This is a genomic window from Phaeodactylibacter sp., from assembly GCF_040219495.1.
Classification (GTDB): domain Bacteria; phylum Bacteroidota; class Bacteroidia; order Chitinophagales; family Saprospiraceae; genus Phaeodactylibacter.
In genome coordinates this window covers 1-22,386 of sequence record NZ_JAVJSK010000067.1, presented here as the reverse complement: position 1 = coordinate 22,386, position 22,386 = coordinate 1, and the positions used below count along the sequence as shown (strand labels likewise).

Here is a 22,386-nt window from a genome sequence, read left to right as displayed (position 1 = left end):
CTAATGATCTAGTACAGCAACTCAAAGACTGTGACGCCCTGATGTGGCACCATTCGCAACAGAATCCTGCAGATATTTTAGTAGCAAAACAAATTTTGTTTGCAGTTCAAAATACCGGTATGGTCACTTTCCCTGACTTCCATACCGCTTGGCACTTCGACGATAAGGTGGGGCAAAAGTACTTGTTTGAAGGAATAAATGCGCCCTTGGTACCCTCCTACGTTTTCTACGATAAAGCCTCTGCGCTGGCTTGGACCGAAGAAACAGATTTCCCTAAGGTTTTCAAGCTAAGGGGTGGGGCTGGTTCTGCGAATGTCAAGCTAGTCAAAACCAAAGCCCAAGCCCGAAAATTGATCCGCCGGGCTTTCAGGTCCGGCTTTGAAAATTTCGACCGGTGGGGCACATTCAGGGAACGGGTACGTAAGTTCAAATGGTCAAAATCAGGGGTAGTAGACCTGGCAAAAGGGGTAGCTCGTTTTCTATACCCACCCCACTACAGCAAAGTTATGGGGAAAGAAAGGGGCTATGTTTACTTTCAGGATTTCATTCCCAACAACGCATACGATACACGCATCATCGTCATCGACGGCAAAGCCTTCGGGCTTAGGCGTTACGTGCGCAAGAATGATTTCCGGGCATCCGGTAGCGGCAGCTTCGCCTATGAACGCGAGCTCTTTGATGAACGATGCATCAAGCTCTCCTTTGAAATGACTGAAAAAATTGGTTCACAATGTGCAGCATATGACTTTGTTTTTGGTAAAAATGATGAGCCATTGGTCGTTGAAATAAGCTACGGTTTCTCACCCGCAGGATACGAGGATTGCCCGGGTTACTGGGACAGCGATTTAAACTGGCACGAAGAGCGGTTCAACTCGCAAGACTGGATGGTTGATTTGGTGCTGAAGCAAATTGCCAAACAGAAAGCAGAAGCATAAACCTTGAGATGCTCCGCACCATCGCCCACTTCCTACTCAATCCCCTCACCCACGTCTTCCTCGCCGCCGCCAAAGTAGGAGGCATCCTCGCCAACAACACCTACCGGGGCGAATTCCTCTACGACAACCTGATGATCCAAAACAACGTCATCAACGCCGCAAAGGAAACCGGCGTGGAAAAGCTGATGTTCCTCGGCTCAAGCTGCATCTACCCCAAAATGGCCCCACAGCCCCTGAAGGAAGACTACCTGCTGACCGGAGAACTCGAGCCCACCAACGAGCCCTACGCCATCGCCAAGATAAAGCTCTGCGACGCCTACCGCCACCAATACGGCTGCAACTTCATTTCCGTCATGCCCACCAACCTGTACGGGCCCAATGACAACTACGACCTGGAAAAGTCGCATGTCCTCCCGGCTCTCATCCGCAAATTTCACGAAGCAAAGAAGCGGGGCGAACAATCGGTAACCATTTGGGGCACCGGCTCCCCAAAGCGGGAGTTCCTCCACGTAGATGACCTGGCGGATGCCTGCTACTACCTGATGCAGACCTACAATGAGCCCGGGCTAGTCAACATCGGCACCGGAGAGGATATCCCCATCAAAGACCTGGCCCTGCTCATCAAAGAGATCGTCGGCTTCGAAGGCCAACTGGAGCACGACCTTTCCAAACCTGATGGCACCCCCCGTAAATTGATGGACGTCAGCAAGCTCACAAAGGCAGGCTGGACGGCGCAGATTGGGCTGCGGGAGGGGATTCAAAGGGTATATGAAAGCCTGAATGGGGAGAGTTGGTATTGATGTTTTAAACCACAGAAACGCATGGAGTTCCACAGAGTTCCTCAGACTTACTACCATAGTGCCTTAGTGCTAAAACTCCCTGCAACTCCCTGAAACTCCATGGTTCCCCCCTTTGTGCCTCATGTGCCTTAGTGGTAAAATCCCTGGTATTAGGGGGGAGCACGCCACGAGCGCCAAGCAGCCAAGACTCGCAACGCCATGGTACCACCTCCGCAGCACAACACCAAGCCACGCCGCGTACCGTTGCTGCGTAGCTATCGCCGCGTGAGCTAAAAGGGGTTAACGCCACGCACGCAACGCAGCCAAGACTCGCAACGAAGAGGGGTGCACTCAACAAGCCTGTACCACCTCCGCAGCCCATCACCAAGCCACGCCGCGTACCGTTGCTGCGTAGCTATCGCCGCGTGAGCCCCAAAAAACTCCTCGCCCCGGAACTACTCCCCGGAAAAGAAGGTTTATTAAACAATATCAATCCCTACCGCTATGCCAAAATTTGAATGGGATGAGCACAAAAACGTTAAGAATAAGGCGAAACATGGAATTCCTTTTGAGGACGCAAAAGATATTTTCAACGACCGGGACCGGCTAACTTTTGAGCAAGAGCGCAACGGAGAGAAGCGGTTTATGACGGTAGGCAAAGCGTTCTTAGCCATAATAAGCCTCGCTTATACGCTCCGTGGCGTTGTGGTGCGCATCATATCAGCCCGTAGGGCCAATAAAAAAGAGCGGAGAGCCTACCTTAGCAAAAAATTAGAATCGCAGGACGATGAAAACTAAACTAACCGTAGCCGAAGCCCTGCAAAGAGCCAGGGCCGAAGAGCCATTACAAGGCTACCAAGTGGATTTTACCGATCATAAAGTCGAAGCCCTGGAGGCGATGCAGCTTGCCAAAGCCGGGGTAGAGGTGCCCGAGGAAAGCATCTACTACGATGATGAGGCTATTGCCGAAGACGAAGCTTTCGAAGGCGAATGGACACCAGTGGCTACCGATGGCCTTGCGGAAGCGGAAGCCGAAGCAGCACTGAACGTCCGCCTGCAGCTAAATCCGGAAGTTAAAGCCTGGTTAGAACAGCAGTCCATTCCTACCAGCCAGCTCCTCGAACAGCTGCTAGTGAATTTTTACCGTACTGAGCAGCGGCTTAGGAAAGGTTGAGGTATTGCTGGTTGTGCGGCGTGGAGTGGTAGTCAGTATGCTGCACTTAGTAACCCCTTAATGCCCTCAGTGTCTCTAGTGACTTAGTAATAAAAACCAAGGGTCAACACTAAGACACTTAGGCACTAAGCGAAACTAAGGCAAAACCCTTCCTACTAAGTGTTCCTAAGTGCCTAATGTGCCTTAGTGGTAAAAACAAAAATAATGAATAACAAAATATACTTATCCAGCCCCCCTCCGCCCGCCGTAGCCAATCATGAACTACCATAGCGCGAAGGCGGGACCTCTAAAAATACAACTGTAATTTAGCTCATGAATAAAATATATCTCTCTAGTCCACATTTAGGCACCGAAGAACTCCACTTCGTCCACCAAGCCTTCGACACCAACTGGATCGCCCCCCTGGGCCCCAACGTCAACGGCTTTGAAGCCGATCTGCAAGAATATAACAAAGTCCCCCACGCTGCCGCCCTCTCCTCCGGCACCGCCGCCATCCACATTGCCCTGCGGCTCTTGGACGTGCAGCCCGGCGATTATGTCCTCTGCCAGAGCTTCACCTTCTGCGGCTCCGCCAACCCCATCCTATACATGGGCGCCAAGCCCGTCTTCATCGACTCCGAGCCCGACACCTGGAACATGAGCCCCGCCCATCTGCGGGAAGCCATAGAAGACCTCTACAGTCAGGGCATCCGCCCCAAAGCCTGCATACCGGTCCACCTCTACGGCACCCCCGCCAAAATGGACGAGATCGCCCGCCTCTGCAACAACTTCGATATCCCCATCATCGAAGACGCTGCCGAAAGCCTCGGTGCCACCCTGCACGGGCAGCATACCGGCACCTTCGGCAAGCTCGGCGTCTACTCCTTCAACGGCAATAAGATCATCACCACAAGCGGCGGCGGCGCCCTCGTCAGCAACGACCAAGCCCTGATCGACAAAGCCCGCTTCCTCGCCACCCAGGCCCGCGACCCTGCGCCCCACTATCAGCATACCGAGGTCGGCTACAACTACCGCCTCAGCAACGTCCTGGCCGGCATCGGCCGCGGTCAGATGCAAGTCCTCGATGAGCGCATCGCCCAGCGCCGCGCCAACTTCCAGCGTTATAAAGACTACTTCGCCACCTGGCAAGACAAAGGCTACCACATCCACTTCCCCGCCGAGCCCGAGGGCACCTTCTGCAACCGCTGGCTCACCACCGTCCTCGTAGATCCCAAACAAAACAAAGGCCTCACCCGCGAGGACATCCGCCTCCATTTAGAAAAAGACAATATCGAAGCCCGCCCACTTTGGAAGCCGATGCACCTGCAGCCCGTTTTCCAGGAGGCTCCGTTCTATGGGGATGGGACTTCGGAGCGGTTGTTTGAGATTGGACTATGTCTGCCCTCAGGTACCAATATGTCGGAGGGGGATTGGGAGCGGATATTTGGGGGGTTGGATAAGGTTAAAGGATAAAGTAGAGAAGGTTAAAGGGGGCTTGGCTGGGGCTTTGGGAAGGTTAAAGGTGACCTGGCTTTGGCTTGGGAAAGGGTAAAGGTTAAAGTTGGCTTGGCTAGGGCTGAGGAAGATTAAAGGGGGCTGGGGCTTTGGCTTGGGGAAGGGTAAAGGTTAAAGGATTGCGAGGCTTTGACTGGGCAAAGGTTAAAGGGGGCTTGGACTTGGCTTGGCGAAGGGTAAATAAAGAGTATCTCTTGTGGTTGAGAAAGGAAAAAATGATCTGGCAGACCGGCTTTTTCGCTTTGCGGTAGCGGTCATCAAAGCGACGCGGAAGCTTCCTAATGCAGCTGAATACCGGGTCATTATCCATCAGCTGGTAAAATCGGCGACTTCTACCGGAGCAAATTATGAGGAGTCACAAGCCGCCGTTTCCAATGCAGATTTCTCTAATAAAATAGGCATTGCCCTAAAAGAAATGCGGGAGACCCACTACTGGATCAGAATCGTAGTCGCCACCCTACCCGAGCACCAACCCTGGCTCCCCCTGGAAAAAGAAGCCGATGAACTCAAGCGCATCCTCGGCAGCATATACAGCAAAACTTCCAGAAAAAGATAACCAGCCCTGTCCCTGTATTCCTACCCACACCCTTTCCCAACTTTAACCTTTATCCTTTGATACTTTAACCTTGGATCCTTTATCCTTACCCCAAATTGACCCCACTTTAGACTTTTACCTTGGTCCAACTTTAACCTTTACACTTTAACCTTGACCCCACTTTAACCTTTATCCTTTGATACTTTAACCTTGGACACTTTATCCTTGGACACTTTATCCTTTGACACTTTATCCTTGACCCAACTTTAACCTTTATCCTTTGATACTTTAACCTTGATCCTTGACCCTAAAATCTATTTACCTTAAAACCCTCGGCCGCCTCCTCCCCACCGACTACTTCGCCCGCCGCTACCCCGTCTCCATCAAAGGCATCTGCCTTCTCGACGGCGAGGTCATCCTCCTGCGCAACGAGCGCAGCGAGTGGGATTTCCCCGGCGGCAAGCTACATGGCCGGGAATCCCTCCCCGAGTGCCTCCGCCGCGAGATGCGCGAAGAGCTCGGCATAGCCGTCGAAGTCGGCCCTCTCCTCCACGCTACCACCCTGCGCATACTGCGCCAAGTCAATGTGGTGGTCCTCCTCTACCAATGTTTTACGAAATCTTCTGCCGATGCCCTGCGCCTGAGCAGCGAGAGCTTTGAGCTCCGCCTTTTCCCACCCGAAGAAGCCCTGCAGCTTGGCCTCCCAGATGCTTATGAGCGTGCACTGCGTATGGTGGTACAGGTTGAAGGGTAAAGGTGCAGGTTGAGGCTGAGGTTGAGGGCGAGCGGGGGCGACAACTCTACCGGCAGCGAGCTGCCTTCGCTCCCGGGCTGACTGTGCGCTGACTGCCACTCCGACCGGCACCGCTCGCTGTCCCCCGCACAAAACAATAACCGAATGGAAGACCATTATCATCCTGGCGGGGGGTTGGGGGGTGGAATTTCAACGCTGCCAAAAGAAGGTCAAGGTTAAGGCTCAGGTTGAGGTTGAGGGCAAGCAGGGGCGACAACCACCACCAGCAGCGAGCTGCCTCCGCTCCCAAGCAGACCGTGCGCTGACTGCCACTCCGACCGGCACCGCTCGCCCAACGCCGGGGGCTCTACTTTCCCCCGGCGTTCTGCCCTAGCCCCCGGCCTTGTAGCGTTTAGCGGATTGGGCGGCCAAAAACCGTGAAAAACGGCTCACTGTTTGAGCCAATACTCCCCTATTAGCTTCAAAACACAGCCCTATGCAGTTCCCCACCTCCAGTGCATCCACACTGCACCAAGGCGAGTTTGAGCAGTTTAGGTTTTTGGGAGCCCAATCCGCGTTAAAAACGGTACACAGCCTTGATTTTTTGGGCACTTTTTTATCAAGGAAAAAGGGCACGTAAGATTGGCGAACAAGCAACACCCCCCAGCAGCCAAACCCAAGCAGCACACGCAAAGCAAAAAAGCGGAAGCAAAAAAACAAAAATCTCCTACCCAGGGTACCTAACGGCACCCAACCCCGCTACATCCGTAATGGCTACCCATGCGCGGTACCTAACGGCACCTTCTGCACAACGGGGACGGCAGCACCGTTTTGGCTGCCATCGCTTGGGCTGCAAAACCAACCGGCACCGCTCGATGTCCCCCGCACAAAATAACAACCCAATGGAAGCCTAATACCATCCTGGCGGGGGCTAGGGGGTGGAAGTAGACGCTTTTACTTCTAGGAAAATGAACAGTCAAGGTCAAGGTCAAGGTTGAGGCTCAGGTTGAGGTTGAGCGCGAGCAGGGGCGACAACTCCACCGGCAGCGAGCTGCCTCCGCTCCCAGGCGGACTGTGTGCTGACTGCCACTCCGACCGGCAACGCTCGCCCCAAGCCCCCGCAGTGCCAGCCTAGCCCCCGGCCTTGTAGCGTTTAGCACAGGGAAAGCAAGAATACCGATGAAGCAGATCAGTGTTTGAGCTGAAAACCACGCCAGGAGCCTACAAAAAAAACGAACAGCAATCAACTGCGAACAACACAAAGCACTACGCACCAAAGCGAGTTTTGATATGCGCGGCATTCTTGCTTTCCCTGTGCGGCCCCTGCCTGACCACAGACACAGCTGAGAACAGGCAGGGGAAACGATACACAGCCTTGATTTTTTGGGCACTTTTTTATCAAGGAAAAAGGGCACGTAAGATTGGCACCCATGCCATAGCGACCGGCACTGCTCGTATCCCCCGCAATAGAGCAAAAGCTATAAAAAAACCGGTATGCTTTGGCGGGGGCTAGGGGGTGGAAGTAGACGCTTTTACTCCTAGGAAAATGAACAGCCAAGGTCAAGGTTGAGGCTCAGGTTGAGGTTGAGGGCGAGCGGGGGCGACAACTCTACCGGCAGCGAGCTGCCTTCGCTCCCGGGCTGACTGTGCATTGGCTGTACACGCTCCGCTGGCAAGACAGCTCGCTGTCTCCTCCCTGGTGACCTAGCCTGGCGCCTCAACCTCCTCACTTGCCACAGCCCTGACAACCTTCTCCGGGAAAGGAAAAAAGTAAAAAGGAAGACCCTCTTGCTTCCAGAAAAATTAGACCAGCAAAGGTTAAGGCTGAGGTTCAGGTTGAGGACGAGCGGGGGCGACAACCACCAACGGCAGCGAGCTGCCTTCGCTCCCGGGCTGACCTTGCATTAGCCGTACACGCTCCGCTGGCAAGACAGCTCGCTGTCTCCTCCCGGGTGACCTAGCCTGGCCCCTCAACCTTACCCTTCTCTGGGAGCTGCACCGGGACAACCTCATCCTCCCCCCTGAACCTCCCTGCCCTCCGTGTCTCTGTGACGATTACAAAAATAACTCCCTGAACCTCCGTGCCCTCCGTGTCTCCGGGCGACGTAGCCTCGCGCGAAGTAGCCCTCTGTGACAAAAACCAAAAAAAACTCCCTGAACCTCCGTGTCCTCTGTGTCTCTGTGACGATTACAAAAATAACCCCGTGAACCTCCGCGCCCTCAATGTCTCTGTGCCGATTACAAAAAAACAATTATCTTTGTAAAGACCTAAGCACAAAATATCCCCATGAAACTCCCATTACACTACCTCCCCGGCAGCGGCACTGCCGTTTCCGGCACCGCCTCCAAAGTGATGATCCTAGCCATCGACCTGTTCGCGGCACTGATGTCCTTCTCGTTCGGTCTGCTCCTGACTGACAACATGGGCCTCCTGAACCAAGGCATCTTCATCATCAGCACCGGGCTAGTCCTCCTGCTGTCCCTTCGGGCACTGTCGTTTTATCTCTTCAAGACCTACCTGATTATCATCCGCTTCGCCGGGCTGAAGGACGCCCGGAATATCTTTTTGGCCGTCCTGACCTCCTCCCTGACCTTCCTCCTCGCCACCTATTGCTTCCCTACCCTGCTGAATACCGATGATAACTGGAAAATCATCCTGGTGGACACCTTAGCCCTCATCGCCCTTGCCGGCGGCTTCCGGCTGACATTGCGGTCTTTGGCTGACCTCAACCGGGGACGGATGCACAACGGGGCTTCCCGTATCAATACGGTTATCTTTGGGGCCGGGGAACTGGGCGCACAGCTCTATCAGGTGCTGAAGCAAAACGTCAACCACGACTACCGGGTGATGGCCTACTTTGACGACAACCAGAAAGTCCACAAAAAACACCTCAACGGCATACCCGTCTACAACCCCGGCAAGTGCTTCGGGGAGGTAGTCAAAAAGTACAATATCAAAACCGCCATCATTGCTATTGGCCCCAGCCTGACCGAAGAGCGGCGCATCGCCTTTATCGACCAATGCCTGGAGCATAAGATAAAGGTCAAGAAAGTACCGGTCACGGAAGCCTGGATACAGAATAACCTGCAAGTCGACAAGCTGCGGGACATCAAATTCGAGGACCTCCTCAACCGTCCGCCCATCACCCTGAGCCTGAACGCCATTGAGCAATCCATCAAAGGCAAGACCATACTCGTCACCGGCTGTGCCGGTTCCATAGGCAAAGAGATCGTCCGCCAATGCCTGCGCTTCGAGCCCCACCTTTTGATAGGAGCCGATGTAGCCGAGACGCCCCTGGCCGAGACCGCCCTGTCCTTCCAGGAACAGATCAAAGCCAAGCGCCTGAAGACCGTCATCGCCGATGTCCGGGACGAAGAGCGCATGCGCCGCCTGTTCGAGTCCCACTGCATCGACTACGTCTTCCACGCCGCCGCCTACAAGCACGTGCCCATTATGGAAGACCACCCCGAGGAAGCCATCAAGACCAATGTGCAGGGGTCCTACAATATGGCCCGCCTGTCGTCCGAGTATAAAGTCGGCAAATTCGTGATGGTCTCCACCGATAAAGCCGTCAACCCCAGCAACGTCATGGGCGCCTCCAAGCGCATTGCTGAGCTCTACGTACAGTCCCTCAACAAACGCAGCGGCAACGAGACGCAGTTCATCACCACCCGCTTCGGCAACGTCCTCGGCTCCAACGGCTCCGTCATCCCCATCTTTAAGAAACAGATAGAGAAGCGGCAGCCCGTCACCGTCACCCACAAAGAGATCACCCGCTACTTCATGACCATCCCTGAGGCTTGTCAGCTCGTCCTCGAGGCCGGCTCCATGGGCAAAGGCGGCGAGATTTTCATTTTCGACATGGGCAAGCCCGTCCGCATCTACGACCTCGCCAAGAAGATGATCCAAATGGCCGGCTTCACCCCCGGGGAGGAGATCGAAATCCAAATATCCGGGCTCCGCCCCGGCGAAAAGCTCTACGAGGAGCTCCTCGACAATGGGGAAAACACTCGTCCCACCCACCACCAGAAGATCAAAATCGCCAGCGTCCGGGAGTGTGACCACAACTCGGTCACCATCGATATCCTGCGGCTCATCGACCTCGCCAGCGATGGTGCCCCGCCCCGGGAGATCGTCCGTTATATGAAGGACCTCGTCCCGGAGTTCACCAGCCAGAATTCCGACTTTGAGGAGCTGGACCGGCCGCGGACGGGGTCGAAGGGTTGAGGTTTCAAGGTTAAAGGGAGAAAGGTTAAAGGTTAAAGTTTCAAGGTTAAAGGGGGGAAGGTTAAAGGTTAAAGGTTAAAGTTTCAAGGTTAAAGGGGGGCAAGGTTAAAGGTTAAAGGCTCCGGTCAGGGCTAAGGTTGAGGGTGGTCCCGGGCGCAGCCCAGCCGAGGTTTAGATTAAGGTTGAGGTTTCCGACTCGAGAGTGGCCACGCTGTCCCCTGACCCCCTAACGCCTTCGCATCAGCTTCGGCGCTCAGAGAAAGGGGGAAGAACCGCCCGCACTAAAACCCAATTACTCATTTTCAAACCATTTCCCATTTTGGAAAGACATTCTTATGAACAGCGAAGCGCCCCCGGAACCACCCACCGGCAATGCTCGCCCCAAGACCGCACCAACGGCACCGCTCGTGCTCCGTCTGCTGAAGCAAGAGCGAAGGCAGGTCCCCCGCTACAAACCAATACCCAACACAAAACCATTACTGTCCTGGCGGGGGTCGGGGGTGGAGGTTCCAACTTCTCCTTTTTAGGAGTAGTGCCACATAAAAAACAACCACCCACGCTGCCCCCTGACCCCCTAACGCCTTCGCATCAGCTTCGGCGCTCAGAGAAAGGGGGAAGAACCGCCCGCACCAGTACCCAATTACCCATTTTCAAACCATTTCCCATTTTGGAAAGACATTCTTATGAACAGCGAAGCGCCCCCGGAACCACCCACCGGCAACGCTCGCCCCTCTAAACTTTAAACTTTAACCTTTAAACTTTAACCTTACCCATCCCAACCCCAAGCTGGAGCACACTCCCAAAGCAGCCAACACTCAAAGTGTACCCCAGCAACCCGACCTCGTAGAGCGTCGAATATTAGTCACCCCCGACCTCATCCCATTTTTCCGACCTCGGAGAGCGTCGCACACCACCCACCCACAAGCTAGCATACTCCAAAGGCAAGTCTGCGCTCAAAGTATACCCTAACCGCCATACCTCTATCCAACCTGCCCCACCCACCGCCCGCCGAAGCCTTCAGGCGAAGGAGGGACAACACCAACTCCAGTACCGCCCAAAACCAACGCCCGCCCCTACAGCCCCCGCTCGCCCCTCTAAACTTTAAACTCTGGACGCTACACTTAAACCTTTACCCCCTCAAGACCGCCCCCACAGCACCGATCACCAAACAAATTTCGCTTTGAAAGTATTTTCTTTGTACATTAAAACGAAAAAAGCATGTTAACCATAGAATTAATAGACCCCAGAGCAAGAAGCTTACTGGACGAACTGGTAAAACTTAACCTTATCCGTATTCAGGAAAACCCCAGTTCAGATTTCCGGGATGCCTTACAGCGTGTCCGGGAACGAGCTGCCACCTCCCCACTGTCTGATGATGAAATCAGGGCTGAAGTAGAAGCCGTTAGAGCAGAACAGCATGGAAAAAGCAGCTCCTAAAAATGTAATACTCGATACTAATCTATGGATCAGTCACCTCATTTCGAATAGCCTTGCCCATTTGGACCAACTGCTTATCGAAGGGAAAGTACGGCTGATTTTCAGCGAACAGCTTTTAGAGGAGTTTTTGATAGTCGTACGTCGTCCAAAGTTTCAAAAGTACTTTTCCGGGCCAGATATTGAAGCCTTGCTACGCACATTCGAAAGCTACGGCCGTATCGCCTCAGTTTTTTCCATTGTAGAAGTGTGCAGAGACCCTAAAGACAACTTTCTTTTGGCATTAGCAAAGGACAGTCAGGCAGACTTCCTTATTACAGGCGACCAAGATTTACTGGTTCTGCAAAAATTTGGTCACACGCCTATTCTTACCTATTCAGGATTCCTCACCTCTATTGACCTGCCGGAATAAACTACGTTTTTACTCATAAGCTCGCCCTTCAGGACTGCACCAACGGCAACGCTCGCCACAAGCCATCCCCCCAAGGCTAAGGTTAAGGTTTCCGACTCCTCATAATTTGTCCGTATGGACGGGCCAGTCCATACGGATGGATATTGGCGCTAAAGCTACGTCGGACGGAGAAGGACCAGCCTGCGTCACCCAAGGGCACGGCCGCTTTGCGACCGCCTCCTGACGACCAACCGACCGGCACCGCTCGCCCCCAAGCCAACCGACCTCGTAGAGCGTCGAATATTAGTCACCCCCACTCCTCCAGGTTTTACGACCTCGTAGAGTGTCGCACATCCCTATTTCTCCCGATTAAAGCCCTTTTCCAGAAATCCTTATTTTTTATTAGGCACCAGCAACTCCCGGACATCCACCTCCAGCAACGCCGCAATCTGGTACAGCACCTCCAATGGCGGCTGAACATCATTCGTACACCAACGAGAGATCGTAGACCGGTCCCGCCCAATCTCCTGCGCCAGCCATTTGGCCGTTTTATCCTTATCCGCAAGTACGGCTTTAATCCGGTTGTATTTTGACATAATCAGCTAAAGTGGTTAGCCTGTAATATAACCAATAACCTTTCGCGTAAAATCAAGAATTTTTGAACCAAATTCACTATAATTTGCATTTCATGCATATTTCTTATACCTTGCAATCAAATGCAAGCGCGTTCACCCTTACGGTAAAGGCGTAAAGCACCCAATTTCAAACCCACACTTGCGACCATTATTCACCTTTAAAACTCTTTCTCATGCCGAGAAAAGCACACCGAGGTCGCATACAAGCCCAGGGCGGCGGCCTGGAAGCCAGCGAAAGCTGGTCGCAAACGGAACCATTAAGCAAAGAAAAAGGGTTATCCCTTCTGAAGCGGCTGCGCAACAAGCTCAGCCCGGAAGACCAGGCCCTTCGGGAACGCCCCTTTGAAGAAGCCGGGCGGTTCATCAACCAAACCGAAGGCGGCATTGATGCCCCGGTCCGCAAAAGCTTCAACAACCGGCAGCGCCGCAGCATCCGGGTCGATATCGAAGTCTGGAGCGGCACCGCTTTTGTATCCATTATTCTGATCATAACCATCGTACTATGGCGACTCTTATAAACCCTCTATTCCCCGATTTCCTGTCCGACTACAACGTCTACCAGCAAGCCGAGCAGTACTGGTCGGATGCCGTCACCCAGCTGCTACAGCCCCACGGGCTCAGCCACCACCCCTTTTACACCAATCACTTCGGCAACGGCCAGCCCATCGCCGATGGCAACCCTATTTTCAACGGCTACATCCCCGGGCGCCACAAGCTCGTCCGCATCATCCAATACGACCCGGCCACCTTCGAAGAAGGTCCCGTCGGCCACTACACCGACACCTGGCCCACCCCCGAGATGGACCCCGACAAACGCCCCCACCCCACCGATCCTGCCCTGCGCGATGCCCCCATCCCGGAGCTCGTCATCACCCTCTACCTCACGGAAGAGACCGCCGCGCAGGCCCGCCACCTCCTCCACCAATGGCTGGTAGAAGATAAGGCGGTTGGGGAAGGGTAGGCAGGCTTGGGCCTGGGCGGTTGAGGTTAAGGTTGGTCCGGAGCGCAGCCCGAGGGAGGTTTCCGACTCCGCTGAAGCTACGTCGGACGGAGAAGCACCAGGCAACGGCCGCTCTCCGACCGCCTCCCGGCAGCGCCCTCGACCGGCACTGCTCGCAACCCAAGACCCACCCAACAAGCACGCCCGGCGAAAGGACCGACTCCGTGTAAAACTACGTCGGACGGCGAGTGCGCCGGGCGAGACTGCCGCACCGACCGGCACTGCTCGAAACCCAAGACCCACCCAACAAGCACGCCCGGCGAAAGGAGTGCGCCGGGCGAGACTACCCCACCAAAAAACCAAAATACCCACCGCCCAGCAACGCCCGCCCCAAGCCACCGCCCCGGCAGACCCACCACAGCCAATGCCCCATAGGGGCAAAATACCGGTAACCTCCAAGCCAACCCGTCGCCCTGTGCCGTAGGTACAGCATGTGAAAACAGTGCCCCACCGACCGGCAACGCTCGCAAACCCAAGACCAACCCAATAAGCACGCCCGGCGAAGCCTTCAGGCGAAGGAGGGACCAAAACACCCACCGCCCGCCCCTACAGCCCCCGCTCGCCCCTCTAAACTTTAAACTTTAAACTTTAACCTTACCCATCCCAACCACAAGCTGGAGCACACTCCCCAAAGCAGCCTACGCTCAAAGTGTACCCCAGCAGCCCAAGCCAACCGACCTCGTAGAGCGTCGCACACCGCCCACCCACAAGTTAGCACACTCCAAAGGCAAGTCTGCGCTCAAAGTATACCCTAACCGCCATACCCCTATCCAACCTGCCACACCCACCGCCCGCCGAAGCCTTCAGGCGAAGGAGGGACCAAAAAACCATAGAACCAAAATACCCACCGACCGGCAACGCTCGAAACCCAAGACCAACCCAAAAAGCACGCCCGGCGAAAGGAGTGCGCCGGGCGAGGCTCCCACACCAAAAAACCATAGAACCGAAATACCATAGAACCAAAATACCCACCGACCGGCAACGCTCGCAAACCCAAGACCAACCCAATAAGCACGCCCGGCGAAAGGAGTGCGCCGGGCGAGGCTCCCACACCAAAAAACCATAGAACCGAAATACCATAGAACCAAAATACCAAAATACCCACCGACCGGCAACGCTCGAAACCCAAGACCAACCCAACAAGCACGCCCGGCGAAAGGACCGACTCTGTATAAAACTACGTCGGACGGCGAGTGCGCCGGGCGAGACTGCCGCACCAAAAAACCCTCTGCCCGCCGAAGCCTTCAGGCGAAGGAGGGACCAAAATACCAAAACACCCACCGCCCGCCGAAGCCATGTCCCCCAGCAGCCCAAGCCAACCGACCTCGTAGAGCGTCGAATATTAGTCACCCCCACTCCTATCGGTTTTTCGACCTCGTAGAGCGTCGCACCTTTCCTTCGTTTTAAAAATACCCACCCACAAGTCAGGGCATACGACCAAGCCAATCCTGCGCCCAAGCCCCCCCCAACCGCCCTGTCCCCCATCCAGCCTGACCCACCCACCGCCCGCCGAAGCCTTCAGGCGAAGGAGGGACCAAAATACCCTAGAACCAAAACACCATATTCCCAAAACCCAAAAAACCCCTACCTTCACCCCCAAAACCACCCAAAGCAATGAAAGCCCACATCCTAATATACCTCCTGCTCCTCCTCCCCACCCTCACCTTCTCCCAATACCAGCTCCTGCAGCTCAATGCCGAAGAACGCTATTGGTACGAAAACGCCCTCCTCCGCGACACCCATCAGCTCCACACCGCAGTACGGCCCTGGCGGCGCGATGAAGTAGACCCCTACAGCCGCAAAGGAGATCTGCTGCCCGACACCGTCGTCAAAAAAGGCGGCTTTTGGGACTGGGTGGAACGCAAAGCCCTGTACGAAGACTTCATCCACTCCCGGGGGGACGACCACTACTTTACCCTCAACCCCGTGGTGTACTTCCGCGGCGGGCAGGACGCCGAGAGCGACTTCGACTATACCTACCGCAACAGCCGGGGCGCCCGCCTGGAGCTACAACTCGGCAAGGTCTCCGCCTATACCACTTTGGTGGAAACCCAGGCCCGCCTGCCAGAGCATGTCCGTGACTTCGTACGCCAAAGCCGGGGCGTCGTACCGGGCTACTGGCTGTCCAAAGGATTTGAGAATGGGGCCCGCGACTACGCCTACGCCGCCGGAGAGGTGGCATATACGCCCAATGACAACTTCCACTTCCGCCTCGGCCACGGCAAGCAATTCATCGGCGAAGGCTACCGGTCGCTGCTGATGTCCGACAACAGCGTCAACTATCCCTACTTCCGCATCGAGACCACCTTCTGGAAATTCCGCTACGTCAATACCTGGGCCATTATGAACGACCTGCGCGACAGCGTGATGGTCGGCAACATCTTCGCCAAGAAGTATATGTCCATGCACTACCTCAGCGCCAATATCGGCAAGCGCTTCAACCTCGGCCTCTTCGAAGGCATCATGTGGGGGGACGAGCTCAACCGCTACGGCTTCGACCCCAACTTCCTCAACCCGGTGATCCTCTATCGTCCGGTGGAGTTTGCCCAAGGCTTTGCCGGCGGCAACACCCTCATGGGCTTACAAGCCTCCTACCACTTTAAGAATGGCATCCTGGCCTACGGGCAAATGGCCATGGATGAGTTCACGTCTTCCGCTGTTTTCAACTGGAGCGAGGGCGACTGGCGCAATATGATGGCCTGGCAGGCCGGGCTCAAATGGGGCGACGCCTTTGGCATCCGCAACCTCTTCCTGCGCGCCGAGTACAACATCGCCCGCCCCCACATGTACGCCCACCGAGAGATCCTCACCAACTGGGGGCACTACAATCAGCCCCTCGCCCACCCCTGGGGCGCTAATTTTGAAGAAATGCTCGTGCGCGCCCACTACCGCGTTGGCCGCTGGAGCTTCCTGGCCGCCTACCATCAGGGGCGCACCGGCCGCGATGCACCGGGAGAAAACTGGGGCGGTGATATTTTCAAGTCCTTCGATATCCGCTCCGCCGATACCGGCGTTTTCGCCGTACAAGGCAATCTGGGCGACCTCACCTACCTGCGCGCGGAAGCCGCTTTCACCATCAACCCGGTCTACAACCTGGAGGTCCACGCCGGCTACCGTGCCCGCACCGAGACCAGCGAAGTCGGCGGTTTTCCGGACAGCCGCTGGGCCTACTTCGGGCTGCGTACAAATGTGTATGCTTCTTATCAGGATTTTTGATGCTGGAGGAGTGAGGACTGCCCCAGGCTAAGGCTGAGGTTGGTCCCGGACAAGACCCAGCCGAGGTTTCCGACTTCACAAAGCTACGTCGGACGGAGAAGCACCAGACAGCGTCCTTCAGGGCACGGCCGCTTTGCGACCGCCTCCTGGCAGACCCACCCACCGGCACCGCTCGCTGTCCCCCGCACAAAACAATAACCGAATGGAAGACCATTATCATTCTGGCGGGGGGTTGGGGGGTGGAATTTCAACGCAACCAAAAGGAAAGTGCTTAGGGTAAAGGTTGAGGCTCAGGTTAAGGTTCAGGTTGAGCGCGAGCAGGGGCGACAACTCCACCGGCAGCGAGCTGCCTATGCTCCCAAGCAGACCGTGCGCTGCCTGTACACGCTCCTCTGATCAAGACAGCTCGCTGTCTCCCCCTGGGTGCCCTAGCCTGGCGCCTCAACCTTAACCTCCTCACCTGACCTAGCCTGGACAACCTCAACCTCTTCCGGGAAAGGCAAAAAGCAAAAAAGAAAACCCGCTTACTTCCAGAAAAATTAGACCAGCAAAGGTTCAGGTTGAGGGCAAGCAGGGGCGACAACTCCACCGGCAGCAAACTGCCTCCGCTCCAAGGCAGACTGTGCGCTGCCTGCCTCACCAATCGGCACTGCTCGCCCCCAGCCCCCGCCGTGCCAGCCTAGCCCCCGGCCTTGTAGCGTTTAGCACAGGGAAAGCAAGAATGCCGGTGAAGCAGATCAGTGTTTGAGCTAAAAACCACGCCAGGAGCCTACAAAAAACGGCCAGCAATCTACTGCGAACAACGCAACACACTACACACCAAAGCGAGTTTTGATATGCGCGGCATTCTTGCTTTTTCTGTGCGGCCCCTGCCTGACCACAGACACAGCTCAGAACAGGCAGGGGAAACGGTACACAGCCTTGATTTTTTGGGCACTTTTTTATCAAGAAAAAAGTGCACGCTAGATTGGCACCCATGCCCCACCGACCGGCACCGCTCGCTGTCCCCCGCACAAAACAATAACCGAACCAAAACCCATTATCATCCTGGCGGGGGTCGGGGGTGGAATAAGACGCTTTTACTTTTAGAAAAATCAACAGGCAAGGGTAAAGGTCAAGGCTCAGGTTAAGGTTGAGCGCAAGCAGGGGCGACAACCCCACCGGCAGCGAGCTGCCTTCGCTCCCGGGCGGACCGTGCGCTGCCTGTACACACTCCACTGACAAGACAGCTCGCTGTCTCCCTCCCGGGTGGTCTAGCCCAGGCTCTTAACCTTCTCTGGACGACGTAGCCTTTAGCGAAGTCATCAACCTTTCCTGGGCAACATAATCTTCTCAAAATTGGATTAGCCAGCTGTCCCACTTCAATCTCCGGAGGCAAGGTGCTGGCTGCAAAGGCTGGGGCGGCAACTGCAATGACTGCCAAACCCACCGGCACCGCTCGCCCCCCTAAACCCTAAACTTTACACTCTAAACTTTAAACTTCAAAGACCAACCAACCCGCACCGCTCACCCCTTTAACCTTTACACTTTAACCTTTATACTTCCAAGCCCCCCCTCTAAACCCTAAACTTTACACTCTAACCTCTAACCTTCAACCTCCTCCCCAAACGGATGCCGCAACCCTTCCCCCACCTCTATTGGCGGCTGCAGGAAACGCACCACACGCGGCAGCAACGCCTGCACCCACCAGCTCGAATGCCGCAGCCACACCTGCTCCCGGTGCGGACGGGCACCCACCGAACTCTTGATGACCGAAGCCGTGCGCCCCAGTATAATGCGGCGGCTCCCAAAATCCTCGATGCCCGTACGGATAGAAGCCAATAACATATTCAGGTAAAGCTGAGCCGAGGTATTGTAAGCCTCCTCGAAGCCCAGAAAGTGGACCTCCGCTGCCGTGCCGCTGCGCAAAACCGTACAAAAGCCTACCAGCGACTCCCCATCAAAATACCCTATGACTTTAAAGGAAGCCCCAAACGCCGCTTTCAGGCGCACAAAGTAGCCGGGCTGCAAGCGCACCAGGCTGAAATCCGCCCGGTCGGCCACCTCCGTGTAGAGCGTGTACATGCGGTCCTGGTAGCGTTGCAAATCGCGGAGCGTCAGAGAGCGGCAGCCAAGGTGTTCTCCCTTGCGGAAAGCCCGCCGCGCCCGTACCCGGTACTTCGAGGTCATCGCCTCCAGGTAGTCGTCCAGGGTACGCCAGGCGGGGTCTACCTCCACTACCATATTGGGTTCAAAGTCGAAAGCCGTAAACCCACTGCGCTTCAGCCCCCCGCGCACTGCCGGGAAAGCCGTCTCCGCAAGGTCCTTCACCACCACCGCCCGGGCGCCCAGCCGCTGGCGCATCAGCTCCAGCACCGACTCCAGCAGGACCGGCTGTTCTGTCGCCCCCACCTCCGGAGCAAATACAAAACCAAAAGGGCCCGACGCCTGCGCCGCGCCGCACACCAGCACCCGCAGCCCCCAGTCCAGGCGCTCCCACTGCGGCAGCGCTTCCCCGATCCGGAATTCAACCACCTGCAAAGACACAATGCCCAGTGCTTTCCCGTCTCGTTCCAGCACCACATAAGCCAGCGCCATGCCTTCCGGCCGCACCTCTTCCCAGGCCAGCAGGTAGTTGCGGCTCAGGAAGACCTGCGCACCGCCCGCCAGTTGGTCCCAGTCGGCCGGCAAGTCGATGGCAGAGCTATACACTCTTGCCTGATAACCACAGCTGCCCAGCGCCAGCACCTTGCCTCCGGCCCCGGCATCCACCGGTACTTCTTCTACTGCCTTGCCGCACCCCAGCCGGGCTTCGGGCTGCAGCAACTGCTGTACAGTATCGTAAATCGGGCATCGGGCAGTGAGGCGCTCCATCGTTTCTTTCATGTTTTTGCTTTCGGGTGGCTTTGTCCTTTACCGTAACGCTTGGGGGCTGGAGTTGGTTGTGATTGGGGGGTGCTCGCCACTGAGGCACTGAGGATCACAGAGTAGATATAGCCTCCGTGGCTACTTTTTTCGCCACTGAGACACCAAGGCACTGAGGGCCGCAGAGAATCCTCCTCCGTGAACCTCCGCGTCCCCGCGCCTCCGTGACTACTTCCCCGCCACCGAGACACCAAGGCACTGAGGACCACTGAGCAGATATTACCTCCGTGAAACTCCCTGCCCCCGTGCCTCCGTGGCTAAACCATCCGTGCCCCCCACCCCACAATGCACTTTGTCCACAAAACACTCTTTTCCTTAACTTTATTTTTTTATCTTAAAGAGATTTTCTAACTTTGAGATTGAACAAACAGTTGCGTTCTTCTTTTTCTAAAACCCACCAGGATGCAATCCCAACTCAATAAATTATTTAAAAGGCATGCCTCTTGAGGTATCTATCTTAATTGAAACGACTTTGGGGCTTAGCGCAGACTACCGTATGTAATATGCTGAACGGGAATCCAAAGATTTGGCTCAAGGGATACGCTATAACATAAAACCCCGTTGCTTGAAGCTTCTGTTCATATAGAATAGAAAATCTAAGCAGCATTTCTTTTTTACCTGGTTCAGAGCTTCTGAAGCCATGAACCGCACAAAAAATCAACCATGGAACCTAAACAACAAAATTCCGACGAACAAAAAACAACCATAAGCCGGCAGGAAGCCCTGCGGAAAATGGGCAAGTACGCTGCTGCTACCGCTGCGGGGACTTTTATTTTACTGAGCCCCAAACAGGCTCAGGCGGATTCATTACCACGACCAGGCAGCAACTCAACCGAAGAAGCCGAGTCCGATCAGGACCGCGGCAGCATTTGGGACAATGGAGATTCCGAACGCAAGAGCCGGTAAATCAAGACTTTGAGTATTAGAGTTTATTAACGTAAATTTTGTATGTCCCTGAATTGTCTTTTTCACCAGCTCTGCATCACGTCCTCACCTTCGTAGCTCAGGCTACGAGATTCCGGGCGTTCTTTAATCTGGCAAAAAATCCTAATCCATGACCTATACAAAACCTACATTAATAAACTCTATTAAAGAAGTAACGGGTACCGTAGAGCCACACCTGCAACAACAATTGGGCAGGTCGTGGCTGCTGTGGTTTAAAGAAAGTAACCGTTACACTATATTGGAGAGTGGACTAAAAAAAGTCCTCGACAGGTTCCTCGAATCCCGTAACGAAGAAGCATTCTATGCCCGCATGCATCAGGAAGAGGGCGTGGAGCAGTTGGACCTCAAGGTACTCTATCAGGATCTGACGGCTTTTTTGTCCGCTGCTCAGGAAGCACCCGAAAAGGAGATTGCAGATGCCCCGGCTGCTGCTTTCAACCCTGACTACTGTACCCGGTCTGAAGGGTATACGATGAACGGGGTGTCCTTCCGGGTGCATTACCAAAACGAGGAAACGCTCGATCTGATTCATCATATTTTTGCCCACTACTCGGAGGGTAGCGCAACACAACCACAAACCGCATTCTGGCTTTACAGGGAAGGCGGCTTTCTTTACCTCTTTCAGGATAGTGTATTGGTGCAGGCTGTCAACGAACAAATGGATCATTACATTAGGGGTAAATTCCTATTCCGGGTGATCAGCCTGGTTCATGGTTTAAGTGAATCCGACTGGATATGCACCCTGCATGCCTCTACAGTGGTCAGCAACGAGTCCGCGATAATGCTAACCGGGCAATCCGGCAGAGGCAAAAGCACCCTGACTACCCTTTTAGTCAGCGGAGGCTTTGAGCTCCTGGCTGATGACATCACGCCCCTTCACGCCGGCTCCCTCGAACTGTTTTACAACCCAAGTGCAGTTTCCATCAAGAAAGGGGCTTTCCCGCTGGTAGGGCAACATTTTGACACCTTTGAATCCTGTCCGGAAGTCTTCATCAATGCCTTCAAAGGGACGGTAAAGTACCTGCCCCTGCCGCCGCCCGAGCGGTTGCACTACCCCTGCAAGGCAATGGTCCTGGTGAATTATCAGGAAGGAGCCGAGGCCCAGCTGCGACCGGTAGAGCCGAGCGAAGTATTACAAGACCTCATCCCCGACTCCTGGGTTTCCCCAAAACCGGACCACGCCCGCGCTTTTATGAAGTGGCTGGACGGGCTGCCGTTTTATCAATTGACTTACAGTAGCCCGGAGGGTGGTATCGAAGCCATCCGGTCCCTTACCGCGCAACCATAATGAAAGGACTTGAAGATTACTACCGGCTGATCGCCTCTGTTTTAAGCCCGGACGAAGAGACGATAGACCCTTTCCATGCCTCCGTGGATTGGGAGCGCTTTATTTTCATCAGCAGCAGTCACTTAGTGCTGCCGGCTATCTACTGTCAGATCCTGCGAAAAGGCTGGAGCCACTATTTTCCGGAGGACCTCCTCGCCTACCTCGAAGCAGTAACCGCAGAGAACCGGCTTCGCAATCAGGAAATCCTGGTTCAAATGAAAGAGCTCGGGGCGCTATTCGATGCTAAAGGTATAGAATATGTCTTTTTGAAAGGCGGGGCGATGCTCGCTGGTGGCTACTACGAGGATATTGGGGAGCGTATGATGGGCGACATTGACCTGCTGGTTAATATTGAGGATAGTATTTCCACTTTCAAGCTACTGGAAGAGTTAGGATATCGCGAATTGTTTGTAGGATTTTTCCACCCCTCTCTAACTGAATCCTTGGAGCAAACGCACCTGCCACGGATTTCCCACCCGGACAAAATAGCAGCAGTAGAAATTCATAACCGTCTTAGAGCATGTTTGGAGCTCGTTTCTATTGCAAATCAACGCTTTATGAACCTGACTTCCTCACTAAATTTTCATTTAGCCCGCTAAACTCAAATTTAGTGACTTCGCCAGAGCCATAAATCCTTGATTTTCATGACAAAACCG

19 protein-coding genes are annotated in these 22,386 nt (G+C 54.8%); 17 read left to right on the top strand and 2 right to left on the bottom strand.

Features of this window, described 5'->3' with window-relative positions; genetic code table 11:
- The first annotated feature begins 95 nt into the window (after positions 1–95).
- The 10 genes from RIC19_RS09760 (at position 96) to RIC19_RS09715 (ending at position 11,724) form a co-directional block, all read left to right on the top strand.
- On the top strand, positions 96–935 hold the full coding sequence (locus tag RIC19_RS09760) for an ATP-grasp domain-containing protein (protein ID WP_350178124.1): 840 nt from the start codon (positions 96–98) through the stop codon (positions 933–935).
- A gap of 8 nt (positions 936–943) precedes the next feature.
- Positions 944–1,735: a GDP-L-fucose synthase family protein gene (locus RIC19_RS09755; RefSeq protein ID WP_350178123.1), complete on the top strand. Its 792-nt coding sequence runs from the start codon at positions 944–946 to the stop codon at positions 1,733–1,735.
- Positions 1,736–2,218: 483 nt separating this feature from the next.
- Positions 2,219–2,512: a BrnT family toxin gene (locus RIC19_RS09750; RefSeq protein WP_350178122.1), complete on the top strand. Its 294-nt coding sequence runs from the start codon at positions 2,219–2,221 to the stop codon at positions 2,510–2,512.
- Complete coding sequence (locus tag RIC19_RS09745) at positions 2,502–2,888, top strand: hypothetical protein (RefSeq protein ID WP_350178121.1); 387 nt, start codon at positions 2,502–2,504, stop codon at positions 2,886–2,888. The genes RIC19_RS09750 and RIC19_RS09745 overlap by 11 nt, the downstream gene beginning before the upstream one ends.
- Before the next feature lie 312 nt (positions 2,889–3,200).
- Complete coding sequence (locus RIC19_RS09740) at positions 3,201–4,340, top strand: DegT/DnrJ/EryC1/StrS family aminotransferase (protein ID WP_350178120.1); 1,140 nt, start codon at positions 3,201–3,203, stop codon at positions 4,338–4,340.
- A gap of 238 nt (positions 4,341–4,578) precedes the next feature.
- Positions 4,579–4,938: a four helix bundle protein gene (locus tag RIC19_RS09735; RefSeq protein ID WP_350178119.1), complete on the top strand. Its 360-nt coding sequence runs from the start codon at positions 4,579–4,581 to the stop codon at positions 4,936–4,938.
- A 280-nt stretch (positions 4,939–5,218) separates the two neighbouring features.
- The gene (locus RIC19_RS09730; RefSeq protein ID WP_350178118.1) at positions 5,219–5,671 is read left to right on the top strand and encodes an NUDIX domain-containing protein; all 453 of its coding nucleotides are present in this window, start codon (positions 5,219–5,221) and stop codon (positions 5,669–5,671) included.
- A 2,266-nt stretch (positions 5,672–7,937) separates the two neighbouring features.
- The gene (locus RIC19_RS09725) at positions 7,938–9,878 is read left to right on the top strand and encodes a polysaccharide biosynthesis protein (protein WP_350178117.1); all 1,941 of its coding nucleotides are present in this window, start codon (positions 7,938–7,940) and stop codon (positions 9,876–9,878) included.
- 1,218 nt (positions 9,879–11,096) lie between these two features.
- Entirely contained in the window at positions 11,097–11,315 is a 219-nt protein-coding gene (locus RIC19_RS09720; RefSeq protein WP_350178116.1) for a hypothetical protein, read from the top strand.
- Positions 11,296–11,724 carry a putative toxin-antitoxin system toxin component, PIN family gene (locus tag RIC19_RS09715; protein WP_350178115.1) on the top strand — a complete coding sequence of 143 codons (429 nt, stop codon included), beginning with the start codon at positions 11,296–11,298 and terminating at the stop codon, positions 11,722–11,724. Before RIC19_RS09720 ends, RIC19_RS09715 begins: the two co-directional genes overlap by 20 nt.
- A gap of 371 nt (positions 11,725–12,095) precedes the next feature.
- Here RIC19_RS09715 and RIC19_RS09710 read toward each other — a convergent pair whose 3' ends face one another.
- Entirely contained in the window at positions 12,096–12,299 is a 204-nt protein-coding gene (locus RIC19_RS09710; RefSeq protein ID WP_350178114.1) for a helix-turn-helix transcriptional regulator, read from the bottom strand.
- 212 nt (positions 12,300–12,511) lie between these two features.
- Between RIC19_RS09710 and RIC19_RS09705 the strand changes: the two genes are divergently transcribed.
- The 4 genes from RIC19_RS09705 (at position 12,512) to RIC19_RS09690 (ending at position 16,554) form a co-directional block, all read left to right on the top strand.
- Positions 12,512–12,856: a hypothetical protein gene (locus RIC19_RS09705; protein WP_350178113.1), complete on the top strand. Its 345-nt coding sequence runs from the start codon at positions 12,512–12,514 to the stop codon at positions 12,854–12,856.
- Positions 12,841–13,299: a hypothetical protein gene (locus tag RIC19_RS09700; RefSeq protein WP_350178112.1), complete on the top strand. Its 459-nt coding sequence runs from the start codon at positions 12,841–12,843 to the stop codon at positions 13,297–13,299. The genes RIC19_RS09705 and RIC19_RS09700 overlap by 16 nt, the downstream gene beginning before the upstream one ends.
- 227 nt (positions 13,300–13,526) lie before the next feature.
- Complete coding sequence (locus RIC19_RS09695; protein WP_350178111.1) at positions 13,527–13,730, top strand: hypothetical protein; 204 nt, start codon at positions 13,527–13,529, stop codon at positions 13,728–13,730.
- A 1,222-nt stretch (positions 13,731–14,952) separates the two neighbouring features.
- Positions 14,953–16,554 carry a hypothetical protein gene (locus tag RIC19_RS09690; protein WP_350178110.1) on the top strand — a complete coding sequence of 534 codons (1,602 nt, stop codon included), beginning with the start codon at positions 14,953–14,955 and terminating at the stop codon, positions 16,552–16,554.
- A 1,584-nt stretch (positions 16,555–18,138) separates the two neighbouring features.
- On the opposite strand, the gene RIC19_RS09685 is transcribed toward RIC19_RS09690, so the two are convergent.
- On the bottom strand, positions 18,139–19,419 hold the full coding sequence (locus tag RIC19_RS09685; RefSeq protein ID WP_350178109.1) for a GNAT family N-acetyltransferase: 1,281 nt from the start codon (positions 19,417–19,419) through the stop codon (positions 18,139–18,141).
- 702 nt (positions 19,420–20,121) lie between these two features.
- Here RIC19_RS09685 and RIC19_RS09680 point away from each other — a divergent pair.
- The 3 genes from RIC19_RS09680 to RIC19_RS09670 all read left to right on the top strand — a co-directional run bounded on the left by RIC19_RS09680 (position 20,122) and on the right by RIC19_RS09670 (position 22,329).
- On the top strand, positions 20,122–20,364 hold the full coding sequence (locus tag RIC19_RS09680; RefSeq protein WP_350178108.1) for a hypothetical protein: 243 nt from the start codon (positions 20,122–20,124) through the stop codon (positions 20,362–20,364).
- A 148-nt stretch (positions 20,365–20,512) separates the two neighbouring features.
- The gene (locus tag RIC19_RS09675) at positions 20,513–21,691 is read left to right on the top strand and encodes a hypothetical protein (RefSeq protein ID WP_350178107.1); all 1,179 of its coding nucleotides are present in this window, start codon (positions 20,513–20,515) and stop codon (positions 21,689–21,691) included.
- A complete protein-coding gene (locus tag RIC19_RS09670; protein WP_350178106.1) occupies positions 21,691–22,329 on the top strand; it encodes a nucleotidyltransferase family protein in 639 nt (212 codons plus the stop codon). Before RIC19_RS09675 ends, RIC19_RS09670 begins: the two co-directional genes overlap by 1 nt.
- The last annotated feature ends 57 nt before the right edge of the window (positions 22,330–22,386 follow it).